Below are 13,676 nucleotides of genomic sequence, written 5' to 3' on the forward strand. Positions count from 1 at the left end.
GTTCAGTCGTCAGCAGGCCGATGAGCAGTACAGGGATGAGGTTGGAAAAGGCTCACTGTGTCCGGGTCGCGAAGCGGGCGTAGGGCGCCGCCGGTCCGGGGTGGAGGCGGTGAAGCTGTAACGGCCCAGGACGTTGAGGTTGCGGTACTTGAGCGGGGACAGACGGGCGATGTCCGCGTCCCGGATCTCGTGTCCCTCGGCACGGAGCCGGGCGACGGCGGCGTCGATGTACCGGGTGGTCCAGGGCACCACGGCGTTGAGGACCAGGCCCAGTGAGCCGAGCTGGTCCTCCATCCCGTCCCGGTACGCCTGGTGGATGGTGCCGCGCTTGCCGTGGCACACGTCGCGGGCCGGCTTGTGCCGGGACTCCTGCACGGTGAGCTGGCGGTTCATCTGGCGACGGTGGGTGTCGTCGACCGGGTCGACGACACGGAGCAGGTGCTCGGTCCTGGCGATCCGGCCGTACTCGGCGAATGCCTGCCCCAACGGGGTCGGGTGGCCTTCGCGTCCGAACATCCGCAGCAGGCCGTAGGCGCGAACCTGGTTGGTGACCAGGGAACCGGCGGCCCGGAGCATGTCCGGCCAGTGAGTGATCACCTGGTTCAGGTCGACCCGGTTCCGGGCCAGCGGCTCCAGCGGCCCGTACGTGCCGGTCTCTACGCCGGGAAGGGACGCGCACCAGAACCGTCGGTCGTCCAGATCCTTGAACCGGGGGCTGAAGTTGCAGCCCAGGATACGGAAGATGCCGAACACGATGTCGCTGTACGAGGCGTTGTCGGTGGGCAGGTGGGCCGGTGCACACGCCCGGACCACCGGGCCCGTCGGCCTGCTCCCGCTCAGCCGGCGAACGGCACCGGGGCCGCGGAGGCGGCCTGCCCGCCGTCGGGGTGGGTCCACAGGCCCTGCGCGGCGAGCCGGGGCAGGACGCCCTCCCCGAACCAGTAGGCCTCCTCCAGGTGCGGGTAGCCGGAGAGGACGAACTCGTCGATGCCGAGCGCGTGGTACTCCCGGATGCGCTCGGCCACCTCGTCGTGGCTGCCCACCAGGGCCGTGCCCGCGCCGCCGCGGACCAGCCCGATGCCGGCCCACAGGTTGGGGTGGATCTCCAGGCTCTCCCGGCTGCCGCCGTGCAGGGCGAGCATGCGCTGCTGTCCCTCCGACTCGCTGCGGGACAGGCCCGCCTGCACGGCCTGTACGGTCTCCTGGTCGAAGCCGGCGAGCAGCCGGTCCGCCTCCGCCCAGGCCTGCGCCGAGGTGTCCCGGGTGATGACGTGCAGCCGGATGCCGAAGCGCAGGGTACGGCCGTGCCCGGCGGCGAGTTCCCGGATCCAGGCGATCTTCGCGGCGACCTGCGCGGGCGGTTCGCCCCAGGTGAGGTACACGTCGGCGTACCGGGCCGCGACCTCGCCGGCGGCGGGCGAGGAGCCGCCGAAGTACACCTCGGGCACCGGATCGGGCACCCGGCTGAGCTTCGCCTCCTCGACCCGCAGGTGCTCGCCGTGCAGATCGACGCTCTTGCCGTCCCACAGGTCCCGCACGATGTGCAGGAACTCACCGGTACGGCGGTACCGCGCGTCCTTGTCGAGGAAGTCGCCGTAGGCCCGCTGCTCGTGGCTCTCGCCGCCGGTGACGACGTTCAGCAACAGCCGTCCGCCGGTCTGCCGCTGGAAGGTGGAGGCCATCTGGGCGGCGAGGGTCGGCGAGACGAAGCCGGGCCGGAAGGCCACCAGGAACTTCAGCCGCTCGGAGTTCTGGCTGACCATGGCGGTGGTCAGCCAGGCGTCCTCGCACCAGGCGCCGGTCGGAGTGAGCGCCCCGGCGAACCCCAGGTCCTCGGCGGCCCGGGCGATCTGGCTGAGGTAGGCGACCGTCGGTGGCCGGTCCCGGCCGGACGCGGTCGCCGGGGTGCCGTGACCGCCGCCGACGACATGGCGGCTGTCGCCGTTGGTGGGCAGGAACCAGTGGAAGGCGAGGGACACGTGGGGTCTCCGATCAGAGCAGGCCGTGCCGGGGCGGCCGGGTTCCGTTGAGCACGTAGCGGCCGATGTGCTGGATCTTCCGGCGGGCCGGGTCGTGCAGGGTGCGGGTGCGGGCGTCCCGCCAATGGCGGTGCAGATTCAGCGAGTTGAAGTCACCGGCGAGTTCGGCGTGGCCCTCGGTCCAGATCCGGCGCAGGGCGGTGACGAACTCCTCGGAGCGGCGGTAGCGCTCGTCGTGCTCCAGCCAGGGTTCGCCGAGCGCGGTGGACTCGTCCTTGTACCGGCCGGAGACGACGTTCACGGCGAAGCGGCCGTTCGACAGGTGGTCCGCGGTGGCCCCGAGTTCGGCGGGGACGCCCGGGTGCCACAGACCGGGGTGGACGGTGGCGATGACCTCGAGGCGCTCGGTGGCGAGCAGCAGGGCGGGCTGAAGCCGGTGGACTCGCGCTGGTACTCGGCGCCGTGACTGGCCATGTAGCGGACCTGGCTGAGGGCGTACTCGAAGCCGTTGTCCTCGGCGAGGACGGCGAGCCTGCGGTGGTACTCGTGTCCCCGGTCGGTGCGCTGCTCGATCCTGCTGGTGACGAGTCCCCCGCCGGCGTAGGGGACCCGATAGGCGAATTTCGCGGGTGCTGCGGGCATGCGGAACTCCCGTTGCGGTACGGCGAACACGACGAATTTCGGGCACGCGAAATCCCGGGGCGAAAAGAAGAGGGAATTCAGGCGTGCCGGGAAACCCGGAAGAGGAGAGGGAAACTCGGCGGGTTCAGGCCGCGGGGCAACAGGAGGCGCTGGAGACGCGCGCGAGGTCGACATGGCGTCGCCGCGTGAGGTCCAGTCGCATCATCATGCCGTCGATCGTGACAGCAGCCGGTGAAGGCCGTCAAGGAAAACCCCACCGGTCTCGTATCGCGGACCATTGAATTTCACGAAGGTGTGACAGGGAAACCCTTGGACCCGCCGCGCCCTGCCGCGCATTCTCCGAAGGTGCGGACCGAACAGCTGGAATACATCGCGGCGGTGACCCGGCTCGGCTCACCGCGCCGGGCGGCCGACGAACTGCGGCTCTCCCAGCCCGCGTTGAGCGAGACCGTGCGCAATCCGGGGCGGGAGCTGGGTGTCGACCTGCTGGAGCGCAAACGCTCGGGATCGAGCCGGCCCAGATGTGGGGCGGTGGCCGTGGAGGCGGCCTGCCCGCCGTCGGGGTGGGTCCACATACCCGGACATGACCTTCGGCCTGTACAAGATGCTTGGCTTCCGCTTCGCCCCGCGCTTCCGGGACCTGGAAGACCAGCGGTTCTGGCGGCCCGGCCTGCCCGACGGCGCGGAGACACCGGCCGCCGGGTACGGGCCGCTGGAGGCCGTCGCCTGCAACAAGGTCAACCTCAAGCGGATCGCCACGCACTGGCCGGACATGCTCCGGGTCGCCGGGGCGCTCATCACGAACCGGTCCGGGCCTACGACCTGCTGCGGATGTTCGGCCGTGAGGGCCACCCCACCCCGCTGGGGGCTGCGTTCGCCGAGTACGGGCGGATCGACAAGACCCTGCACCTGCTCGCCCTGGTCGACCCGGTGGACGACACCTACCGGCGGCTCATGAACCGGCAGCTTACCGTGCAGGAGTCCCGCCACCGCCTGACCCGCGCGATCTGTAACGGCGGCCCCTGGGCCGCTACCTGTTCAACATCAAGGCCAGCGGCCCCGGCCGGGGCCTGCGCCCCTTCCGCGACCCCGACGCCGCTGAGGACGACGAGGAAGAGCCTGACATCCTGGGCGTGTCGGGGACGTCGAGCCGTTCGTTCGCTGCTCGCTACCGGGCCCTGGGGGCGGGCGGGGTGCGCGGTCGCAGGCGCTCTCCCTGCGGCCCGAACATGATCAGGTACTCGACCGGGCCGCCGGGGCCGGCGTTCGCGACCCCATGGGGATTGCGGGTGTCGAACTCGGCGACGTCCCCGGCACTCAGGACGAGGTCCTGGTCGCCGAGTGCGAGCCACAGCCGCCCGTACAGGACGCACAGCCATTCCCAGCCGTCGTGGGAGACCTGCCGGGGCCGCGCGGGCGGCTCCTGGACGGCGGGTAGGACGTGTTTGTGGGCGTGCAGGCCCCCGACGTACCGGGTCAGCGGCAGCACCGCCTTGTCGTCGCCGAAACGCTGGCGCGCGGAGGTGCGGGGCTCGGCGGCGGGAGCGGTGCCGGCCAGCTCGTCCAGGGAGACGCCGTACTCCTTCGCCAACCGCAGCACCACTTCCAGGGTGGGCTTGCGTCGGCTGGTCTCGATCCGCGACAGCGTGCTCGCGGAGATGCCGGTCGCGCAGCTGACGCCGGTGAGCGTGGAGCCGCGGTGTTCGCGTACGGCCCGCAGACGGGGGCCCATCGCCGCCAGCGTGTCGGCCACGTCGTCACCTGTCACCCGCTCTGCCCCCTTCCGGACGTGCCGCTCCACCATCCTGTCCTGCAAGTTTGCCAGAGTGGCAAGGGTAATCGCGGTGGACGGTCGCTGCGCCGCATGATCGATGCGTACCTGCGCCCACCCGCGAACCGAGAGAAGACCCCATGCAGCCCGAGCCGTCCGCCGCACTCCGCCACCGCACCGTCGAAGCCCCTGCCGGGCGCCTGCACCTGGTCGAGCAGGGCACCGGCCCGCTGGTCCTGCTCGTGCACGGCTTCCCCGAGTCCTGGTACTCCTGGCGCCGCCAGCTCCCGGCTCTCGCCGCGGCCGGCTACCGGGCGGTGGCGCTCGACGTGCGCGGCTACGGCCGCTCCTCCAAGCCTGCAAAGACCGATGCCTACCGGATGCTGGACCTGGTGGAGGACAACGTCGCCCTCGTGCACGCCCTCGGCGAGGAGAACGCGGTGATCGTCGGCCACGACTGGGGCTCCAACATCGCAGCCACCTCCGCCCTGCTCCACCCCGAGGTCTTCCGGGCCGTCGCCCTGCTGAGCGTCCCTTACGCGCCACCCGGCGGCCCCCGCCCCACCGACATCTTCGGCCAGATCGGCGGCCCCGGGCAGGAGTTCTACGTCTCCTACTTCCGGGAGCCCGGCCGCGCCGAGACGGAGATCGAGCCTGACGTGCGGGGCTGGCTCGCGGGCTTCTACGCCGCCCTGTCCGCCGACACCATGCCCGCCCAGGGCGAGCCCGACCCGCACTTCGTCGCCCACGGCGGCCAGCTGCGTGACCGTTTTCCCGCCGGCATCCTCCCGGCCTGGCTGGCCGAGGACGACCTCGACGTTTACGCCGGAGAGTTCGAGCGCACGGGTCTGACGGGCGCCCTCAACCGCTACCGCAACGTGGACCGCGACTGGGAGGACCTCGCCCCCCACCGCGGAGCCCCGATCAAGCAGCCGTCCCTGTTCATCGGCGGCGCCCTGGACGCCTCCACCACCTGGATGTCCGACGCTATCGACGCCTTCCCCACCACCCTCCCCGGCCTGACCGCCTCCCACCTCGTAGAGGGCTGCGGCCACTGGATCCAGCAGGAACGCCCCGAGGAGATCAACCGTCTGCTGACCGGCTGGCTCAACACCCTCACGGGTTGAACCGCCAGGCGCGGCCGGGGCTTCTGCACACGGAACAGTTCGGCCCGCGTACCCGAGCGCAGCGGCTACGGCCGGGTGCTGCGCCGGGCGCGGTAGCCGGCGGAGGGCTAGGGGGCAGGCGGAGGGCCAGGGGGCAGGCGGGCGGCGGTCAGGCGCGGCCGTCCTCCTCCTGCGGTTCGACCACCACGAGGAACGCGTCCGACTTGAGGTCCATCACCACGGTCGCCGGTTCCCCCTCGGCGCGCCGGGCGGCCGCGAACTCCTCCGCGGGCCACGATCCGCGCGGAGCCCCGGCGGGGAAACGCTCCAACACCTTCGTACTCATGACGGCGGCCACCTCCTGCGTCGCTGAACCGACGGAATGTACAGCTTGTACCGGAGCGCTTGCCCGCGCTCCGCGAGGACATGCCACCCCGTCCCGGAGAGATCGCACCTCTACACATAAGGGTGAAATAAGAGCAAAATGGGGCATGCAGCGCTTACCGTACACCGCACAGACGCGGTCTGGCCCGAAGTCAAAGGAGACGACTCATGGCCAACTTGCACAGGGGTGACATATCCAGCCACCCCGATGTGTCCGAGATGCGGGAACGTTACGCCCGCATGCTCGGCGGCCGGGACGTGGCGCTCGTCGACGGGCCGGCGTTCCTGCTCGGCCTGTACTGTGCCGCGTCCCCGTGGATCCTGCACTACACGCTCAGCCAGCCCGCTCTCGCGACGCACAACCTGATCATAGGCGTCGCGATAGGCCTGCTGGCCCTGGGATTCAGCCGGGCGCCCGAGCGTATGTACGGCCTGAGCTGGGCGATGTGCGCCATGGGCATCTGGATGATCATCGCTCCGTGGATCGTGGGCAGCGCCCCGGACGCGGGTGTCGTCGTCAACAACATCGTCATCGGAGCCCTGGCCCTCGCCCTCGGTCTGATATGCGCCGGTACGGCGGCGAAGAGCGCCCCGAGGCCGTAGACGCCCATCCGAGCTTTCGAAGAGGAGACCGAGAAGAGGAGGGAAGGGAAACGGCGGGGCCGGTCCGCCCGGGCGGACCGGCCTACGCGTGCCCGCGGCCGGCCAGGGCGGTGCGCACCTCGCCGGCCTCCTCGTCCGTCTCCTTCGGCCCGAAGGGCCACACCCTCTCCCGCCGCGCCCAGACCAGGAAGGCCACGCAGCCGAGGGCCAGCCAGGCCAGGGACCACTCGACGGGACGGCGGCCCGGGGAGTTCTCGTCGGCGTACCCGTAGATCACGCACCAGCCGGCGAAGGCCAGGACGCTCGGCAGGGGGTACAGCCACATCCGGTACGGGCGGGGCAGGTCGGGCCGGCGCCGGCGCAGCACCGTCAGCGCGACGATCTGGGCCAGCGCCTGCACGATGACCATCACCGTGGTGAGCAGCTGGATCAGGGTCGCGAGGTCGGTGTGGCGGCCGATCAGGAAGCCGACGGCGGTGATCACGCCCATGGTGGCCAGGCCCAGCACGGGGAACCGGTGCCTCGGGTGCAGCTTCTCGTACGGCCGGAAGAAGACCCGGTCCCGGGCGGCGTCGTAGGGCACCCGCGAGCCGCCGAGCAGGCCGGTGAAGACGGAGGCGAACGCGGTGACCAGGATCAGCACGGTCACCGTGTCGGCCGCGCCCCTGCCCCAGGTCTCCTCCAGCACCGCGGAGGCCACCGAGGTGGACGCGATGTCGTGCGGGTCGGCCATCCGGCGCCAGTCGACGACGCCGAGGGTGCCGATCTGCAGCAGCAGGTAGATCGCCATGATGCCGAGGATCGACAGGAGGATGGAGCGCGGGAGCGTACGGCCGGGGTCCTTGATCTCGGCGCCCATGTAGGCGGTGGTGTTGTAGCCGAGGTAGTCATAGATGCCGATGGTCAGGCCCGCGGCGAAGCCCAGCCAGTAGTGGTTGCTCATCACATTGAAAGCTCCCGCCGGATAGGTGAAGGCCATGTGTGGGCTGAAGTGAGTGGCGGCGGCGACGATCACCAGCAGCACCGACGTGATCATCACGGCCCACATCACGGCGGTGATGCGGGCGATGTGCTCGATGCCGCGCCAGAGCAGGAGCACCACCAGGGCGATGACGCCGAGCCCGATCAGGTCGCCGGCGCTCCGCCCGAGGCCGGGGTCGAGATAGCCCAGGTACTGGACGAAGCCGACCACACCCGTGGACATGATCAGCGGGATGAACAGCATCGCCGTCCACACGAACAGGAACGGCATCAGACGGCCGGTGCGGTACCGGAAGGCCTGGCGAAGATAGACGTAGCTGCCACCGGAACCGGGCATCGAGGCCCCCAGTTCGGCCCAGACCAGCCCGTCGCACAGGGCCAGCACCGCGCCCGCGACGAACCCGACGACCGCCTGCGGGCCGCCGAACGCGGTGACCATCAGCGGGATGGTGACGAACGGGCCGATGCCGCACATCTGGCTCATGTTGATCGCCGTGGCCTGGAACAGGCCGACCCGGCGGACGAGACCACCCGGGGGCGGCGGGGTACCGGACATGGGGACTCCTGACGCGGCGGGCGCGCGACGCACCCGGACGGGGGGCGGACAGGCCGATAAAGTTAAGGACCCTTACTAAGGGCGTCAAGTGTGCGGCACGGATGCACGAGAATGGTGCGATGCCCGCCAGTGACCCCGTAGAGCAGCAGGAACAGCCCTGGAGCCGCCGGCGCCTGCGCAGTACCAACGAGCGGCTGCTCCTGGACCGGCTGCGCGCGCTCGGTGCCGCCTCGCGCGCCCAGCTGGCGCGGGAGACGGGCCTGTCCAAACCGACGGTGTCCAGCGCCCTGGCCTCGCTCGCGACGGCCGGCCTGGTGCACGAGGTCGGCACCCAGGCCCCGGAGCGCGGCCGCACCGCGGTCCTCTACGCCCCCGATCCGGCCGCCGGGTACGCGCTCGGGGTGGACATCGGCCGGGGCTGGCTGCGGGTGGCGGTGGCCGACCTGGACGGCACCGTCGTCGCCCGGGCGGACGTACGCAACCGGGCCCGCGCCTCCGCCGCCCTGACCGACCTGGTCGTGACCACCGCCCGGCAGGTGATCGCCAACTCGGGAGCGGACCCGGCGGAGGTGGTGCACGGGGTGATCGGCACGCCCGGGGTGTACGACGGCGAGCAGCGGCGGGTGCGGTACGCGATGCATCTGCCGGGCTGGGGGCGGGCCGGGCTGGTGGACCGGATCCGGGCGGAGCTGGCCGTGCCGCTGGCGGTGCACAACGACGCCAACCTGGCCGCGCTCGGCGAGTACACGTACGGCGTCGGCGCGGGCAGCCGGCTCTTCGCGTACATCCTGATAGGCACCGGTCTCGGGATGGGCATCGTCGGCGAGGGGCGGCTGTTCACCGGCGCCCACGGGCTGGCCGGCGAGATCGGGTTCCTGCCGTGGCACGGCCGGCAGCAGCCGGAGCGGCTGGAGGACGCGGTGTCGGGGGTTGCGGTGGTGGAGGCCGCGCGGCAGTTCGGGATGCACGGCCGGCTCACCGCGAAGGCCGTGTTCGACGCGGCCCGGCAGGGTCATCCGGCCGCCGTGCGGGCGGTGGAGCTGGAGGGCGAGCGGATCGCGCACACCGTGGCGGCGGCCGCCGCCGTGCTCGACCCGGACCTGGTGGTGCTCGGCGGCGGCGTCGGCGACAGCGTCGACCTGCTGCTGCGGCCCGTGCGGGAGCGGTTGCGCGCCCTCACCCCGCTGCGCCCCCGGATCGCGCCGAGCCGGCTGGGCGCGGACGCCGTCCTGCTGGGCGCGGTGGCCACGGCCCTGGACACGGCCCGGGACCTGGTGTTCGAACGCCGGACGGCGGAACCTGACCGGGCCGAGGGCCCCGGCGGCGCGGGTCGTTGACACGGCCCGGGGCCACCCCTAGCGTGACCCTGATTTGTAAAGTTTCCTAACTTTACGAGGCTGGAGACCGCCGTGTTCCCTCGCGCCGCCCGCCGGCTCCCCACCACCGCCGCGCTCCTCGCCCTGGCCGGCTCCCTCGCCACCGGCGGCTGGGCCGTCGCCCCCAGGGACACGGCGGAGCCGCACCGGCCCGCCCGGATCACCCACGTGCCCTCCGCCGCCGGCACCGGCACCCCGCTGACCGGCTACGCCCTCCAGTCCACCGCGAAGGTGAGCGACTCCGCGGCGGCCGTGTCCTCCCCCGGCTATCCGGCGAAGGGCTGGTATCCGGCGGGCCCCCGCTCCACGGTGCTGGCCGCGCTGCTGGCGAACGGCGTGTACGCCGACCCGTTCCGCTCCACCAACCAGCAGCGGATCCCGCGGGCCGACTTCGACGTCCCCTGGTGGTACCGCTCCGACTTCAGCGTCGACGACACCACCCGCCGCACCTCCCTCGACTTCAGCGGGGTCGTCTCGGCCGCCGACGTCTACGTGAACGGCCGGCAGGTGGCCTCGGCCGCGGACGTCACCGGCACGTACACCCACCACGAGCTGGACATCACCCCGCTGGTCAGGGCCGGCACCAACACCGTCGCCTTCCGGATCCGGCCCAACGACCCGGACCAGGACCTGACCACCGGCTGGCTCGACTGGATCCAGCCACCGCCCGACCGGAACATGGGCCTCGTCCGGGACGTCGTGGTGCGCAGGGGCGGCCCGGTCGCGCTGCGGGACGCGCACGTGGTCACCCGGCTGGCCGTGCCGTCGCTCGACTCGGCCGACCTGACGGTCAGGGCACGGGCCCGCAACGACACGGGCGCGGCCGTCACGGTCGAGGTCCGCGGCAGCATCGGCGGGACGACGTTCGGCAAGGCGGTGTCGCTCGCCGCGCACGAGACGAAGACCGTCACCTTCTCCCCCGCCGACACCCCCGGCCTGCACCTCACCGACCCGGAGGTGTGGTGGCCGGCCGGAATGGGCGGCCAGCCGCTGTACGGCCTCGACCTCACCGCCACCGTGGCCGGCGCGGTCTCCGACACCGCGCACGAGACCTTCGGCATCCGGGACGTCCGGGCCCCGCTGAACCACGACGGGGCCCGGCAGTACCGCGTCAACGGCCGCCCGCTGCTGATCAAGGGCGGCGGCTGGTCCCCGGACGCGTTCCTGCGCTGGGACCCCGCCTACGTCGAGGACCGTCTGCGGTACGCCCTCGACCTGGGTCTGAACACCCTCCGCCTGGAAGGCCACCTGGAGCCGGACGAGTTCTTCGAGCAGGCCGACCGCCTGGGGCTGCTGGTGCTGCCGGGCTGGGAGTGCTGCGGCAAGTGGGAGGGCCAGGTCAACGGCACGGAGAAGGGCGAGCGCTGGACCGAGGCGGACTATCCGGTCGCCAAGGCGTCCATGGCCGCCGAGGCCGCCCGGCTGCGCGGCCACCCGAGCGTGCTGTCCTTCCTCATCGGCAGCGACTTCGCCCCCGACGCGACGATCGAGAAGAACTACCTGGACGCCCTGCGAGCCGCCGACTGGCCCACCCCCGTGGTCCCCTCCGCCTCCGACCGGCCCTCCCCGGAACTGGGCGCCTCGGGCATGAAGATGACCGGCCCCTACGACTGGGTGCCGCCCGGCTACTGGTACGCCAAGCGCGAGGGCGGGGCCACCGGGTTCAACTCCGAGACCAGCGCGGGCCCGAGCATCCCCACCCTCGACAGCCTGCGCCGGATGATGACCCCCGCCGAACTCGACACCCTGTGGAAGGACCCGGACGCCCGGCAGTACCACCGCTCGCCGTCCAGCGTCTTCGGCACGCTCCGGATCTACGACGACGCCCTCGCCGGCCGCTACGGCACTCCCACGAGCCTCACCGATTACGTGCGCAAGGCCCAGCTCGCCCAGTACGAGAACGTCCGCGCCCAGTTCGAGGCCTACGGCCGCAACGCGGGCGACCCGGACCGGCCCGCCACCGGGGTGATCCACTGGATGTTCAACAGCGGCTGGACCTCGCTGCACTGGCAGCTCACGGACCGCTACCTCGATCAGAACGGCTCCTACTTCGGGGCCAAGAAGGCGAACGAGCCGCTGCACATCCAGTACGCGTACGACGACCGCTCGGTCGTCGTCGTGAACAACCGGCCCGCCCCCGCTCGCGGCCTGACCGCCCGGGCCACCCTGTTCGATCCCGACGGCACGCAGCGGTACGACAGGACCGTCACCGGTGTGACGGCGGACGGCGGCGGGGCGCACGGCACCGCGCTCACCCTGCCGTCGTCGGTGGCCGGACTGGCGCGGACGTACCTGCTCCGGCTGGTGCTGACGGACGCGGACGGCACGGAGGTGAGCCGGAACGTCTACTGGTTGTCCGCCAAGGCCGACACCCTCGACTGGAACCGCACCACCTGGTACTACACGCCGACGACGGGCTACGCCGACCTCAAGGGGCTCGCCTCGATGGACCGCGTCCCGGTGTCGGCGACGGCGGCCACGAGATCCTCGGACGGGATGTCGACCACGACGGTGAGCCTGCGGCACAGCGGGAGCGGGACGACGCCGGCGCTGCTCACGGACGTCCACCTCGTGGACGCGCAGGGCAAGCCGGTGCTGCCGGTGCGCTGGTCGGACAACGAGGTGAGCCTGTGGCCGGGCGAGTCGGTGACGCTGACCGCCACCTACCGGACCTCCGATCTGCACGGCTCGGCACCGGGCGTGCGGGTCTCCGGGTGGAACACGCCGGAACGGACGGTGCCGGCGGCCTGACGTGGCGGGGGCGGACCGGGCCGGCCCACCCCCGCCACGGGTCAGCTCACGTTCAGCGCGGTGTCGTCCACGACGAACGACGTCTGGTACTTGGAGCCCTCGGTACCGGTGAACTTCAGGGTGACCGTCTGCCCGGCGTAGCCGCTCAGATCGAAGCTGCGCTGGGTGTAGCCGGAGCCGGCGTCGAGGTTGGAGTACGTCGCCAGGGTGCCCAGGACCGTGCCGGAGCCGTTCAGCACCTGGACCTTGAGGGTGTCGTAGGCGGTGCCCGTCGAGGTCTCCGCGGTGTCCACGTGCAGGTAGAAGCCGAGCCTGGCCGAGCAGCCGGAGGGGATCGCCACCGTCTGGGCGAGCGTGTCGGTGGTGGCGGTGCCGTTCCCGTCCAGCCAGGCGTAATAGGAGCCGGAACGGGCCGGCTCACCGGTGGAGTTGGTGACGACCCCGCTCGTGGCGCTCCAGGCGCTGCTGCCGGACTCGAAGCCGCTGTTGCCGAGGAGCTGGGCTGCGGTGCAGGAGGTCGAGCCGCCGCCCCCGCCGCTGCCGCTCGCGCCGGCCAGCCACTCGGTGGCGTTGAGGGCGAGGGCCGCGTTGGTGGCGCTGGTGTCGTTCCAGCCGTCGTAGAGCGTGTTGCCGGACTGGCCGGTGCCGTCGTCGACGGGTGAGCTGTCGCCCCAGAAGGCGACCCGGCCGCTGCCGAAGGTGCTGGTGGCGAAGAAGGCGCCGGTGTTGCCGGAGTAACCGGTGCGGTAGAGCAGGGCCTTGACGCCGGGGTTGTCGGCGGGCTTGAGGGTGGCGGTGGTCCCGCTGGCGATCAGGCTCTTGGTGACCGTGCCGAAGGAGCCGTGCAGCACCGGGTCGGTGCTGTCGCTGATGGCGGACGGGTGGTCGGAGCTGATGCTGAGCGAGTCGATGGAGAAGCCGAACGGGTCGGTGGAGTCGACGCTGTTGTTCGTCATCAGGTCGTTGAAGATCTCGACCGCGTCGTAGCCGTCGTTGTTGCGGTCGGCTCCGGTGTGGTCGGAGATCATGAACAGTCCGCCGCCGTTCTTGACGAAGTTCATGATCGCCGTCTTCTCGGCGCTGGTGAAGAGGGTGTTGGGTTCCGGCAGGACCAGCGTGTCGAAGTGCGACAGGTCGGTCGCCGAGGTGCCGCCGTAGGCGAGGGCGGAGCCGGACGGCTGGGTCTTCAGGCTGTATCCGCCGGTCTTCTGGAGCGCCACGCCCCAGGAGGACAGGGCTCCGGTCCAGTCCGTCTCGGCGGACGGGGCGGAGTCCTGCCCAAGCGGGTCGGGCTGGCTGGTGGAGATGATCCAGTCGGCGTTGCCGGCCGTCTCGGCGTGGGCGTTGTCGAACAGGATGCGGTGCGGGGTCGCCGCGTGGGCGGGGGTGCCGGTGCCGATCTGGAGGGCGGCTCCGCTGAAGAGCAGCCCGAGGCCGGCCAGGGCGGTGCTGCACCTGCGGCGGGATCTTCTGGATCCGAGCATCCGTCGAACCTCCGTGTGGGGTGGGGAAGAGGCGGTGGGGGCG

General features: G+C 71.7%; 10 protein-coding genes and 5 pseudogenes. 6 read left to right on the forward strand and 9 right to left on the reverse strand.

Features of this window, described 5'->3' with window-relative positions:
- Positions 1-2 precede the first annotated feature (2 nt).
- From IG05_RS0105110 to IG05_RS50490, 5 genes and pseudogenes are all read right to left on the reverse strand, one after another.
- A pseudogene (locus IG05_RS0105110) lies at positions 3-795 on the reverse strand (Tn3 family transposase); the annotation flags it as partial.
- 41 nt (positions 796-836) lie between these two features.
- A complete protein-coding gene (locus IG05_RS0105115) occupies positions 837-1,979 on the reverse strand; it encodes an LLM class flavin-dependent oxidoreductase (protein ID WP_030339553.1) in 1,143 nt (380 codons plus the stop codon).
- 13 nt (positions 1,980-1,992) lie between these two features.
- Positions 1,993-2,127, reverse strand: a pseudogene (locus tag IG05_RS48260) (SfnB family sulfur acquisition oxidoreductase); the annotation flags it as partial.
- Positions 2,119-2,621: pseudogene (locus IG05_RS41895) on the reverse strand (LLM class flavin-dependent oxidoreductase); the annotation flags it as partial. The pseudogenes IG05_RS41895 and IG05_RS48260, both read right to left, overlap by 9 nt.
- A gap of 124 nt (positions 2,622-2,745) precedes the next feature.
- Positions 2,746-2,829: a putative leader peptide gene (locus IG05_RS50490; protein ID WP_350955400.1), complete on the reverse strand. Its 84-nt coding sequence runs from the start codon at positions 2,827-2,829 to the stop codon at positions 2,746-2,748.
- A gap of 137 nt (positions 2,830-2,966) precedes the next feature.
- Here IG05_RS50490 and IG05_RS44640 point away from each other — a divergent pair.
- Both IG05_RS44640 and IG05_RS0105125 read left to right on the forward strand, forming a co-directional pair.
- A pseudogene (locus tag IG05_RS44640) lies at positions 2,967-3,134 on the forward strand (helix-turn-helix domain-containing protein); the annotation flags it as partial.
- Positions 3,135-3,189: 55 nt separating this feature from the next.
- A pseudogene (locus IG05_RS0105125) lies at positions 3,190-3,638 on the forward strand (Tn3 family transposase); the annotation flags it as partial.
- 151 nt (positions 3,639-3,789) lie between these two features.
- Here IG05_RS0105125 and IG05_RS0105130 read toward each other — a convergent pair.
- On the reverse strand, positions 3,790-4,389 hold the full coding sequence (locus IG05_RS0105130) for a helix-turn-helix domain-containing protein (RefSeq protein WP_030339556.1): 600 nt from the start codon (positions 4,387-4,389) through the stop codon (positions 3,790-3,792).
- A gap of 143 nt (positions 4,390-4,532) precedes the next feature.
- On the opposite strand from IG05_RS0105130, the gene IG05_RS0105135 reads away from it, so the two are divergent.
- A complete protein-coding gene (locus IG05_RS0105135) occupies positions 4,533-5,519 on the forward strand; it encodes an alpha/beta fold hydrolase (RefSeq protein WP_030339558.1) in 987 nt (328 codons plus the stop codon).
- 148 nt (positions 5,520-5,667) lie between these two features.
- Here the strand turns inward: IG05_RS0105135 and IG05_RS48265 are convergent, their stop codons facing one another.
- Complete coding sequence (locus tag IG05_RS48265) at positions 5,668-5,844, reverse strand: hypothetical protein (RefSeq protein WP_199808248.1); 177 nt, start codon at positions 5,842-5,844, stop codon at positions 5,668-5,670.
- A 206-nt stretch (positions 5,845-6,050) separates the two neighbouring features.
- Between IG05_RS48265 and IG05_RS0105145 the strand changes: the two genes are divergently transcribed.
- On the forward strand, positions 6,051-6,485 hold the full coding sequence (locus tag IG05_RS0105145) for an SPW repeat protein (RefSeq protein ID WP_030339559.1): 435 nt from the start codon (positions 6,051-6,053) through the stop codon (positions 6,483-6,485).
- An 82-nt stretch (positions 6,486-6,567) separates the two neighbouring features.
- Here IG05_RS0105145 and IG05_RS0105150 read toward each other — a convergent pair whose 3' ends face one another.
- A complete protein-coding gene (locus IG05_RS0105150; RefSeq protein WP_078893907.1) occupies positions 6,568-8,022 on the reverse strand; it encodes an APC family permease in 1,455 nt (484 codons plus the stop codon).
- A gap of 119 nt (positions 8,023-8,141) precedes the next feature.
- Here IG05_RS0105150 and IG05_RS0105155 point away from each other — a divergent pair, with 119 nt between their 5' ends.
- Together IG05_RS0105155 and IG05_RS0105160 are read left to right on the forward strand one after the other, a co-directional pair.
- A complete protein-coding gene (locus IG05_RS0105155; RefSeq protein WP_051789511.1) occupies positions 8,142-9,359 on the forward strand; it encodes an ROK family transcriptional regulator in 1,218 nt (405 codons plus the stop codon).
- A gap of 72 nt (positions 9,360-9,431) precedes the next feature.
- On the forward strand, positions 9,432-12,149 hold the full coding sequence (locus IG05_RS0105160; RefSeq protein WP_030339564.1) for a glycoside hydrolase family 2 protein: 2,718 nt from the start codon (positions 9,432-9,434) through the stop codon (positions 12,147-12,149).
- Positions 12,150-12,190: 41 nt separating this feature from the next.
- Here the strand turns inward: IG05_RS0105160 and IG05_RS0105165 are convergent, their stop codons facing one another.
- Complete coding sequence (locus tag IG05_RS0105165; protein WP_030339567.1) at positions 12,191-13,633, reverse strand: hydrolase; 1,443 nt, start codon at positions 13,631-13,633, stop codon at positions 12,191-12,193.
- Positions 13,634-13,676: the final 43 nt, after the last annotated feature.

It is taken from the genome of Streptomyces sp. NRRL S-1022, from assembly GCF_000720135.1.
GTDB lineage: Bacteria > Actinomycetota > Actinomycetes > Streptomycetales > Streptomycetaceae > Streptomyces.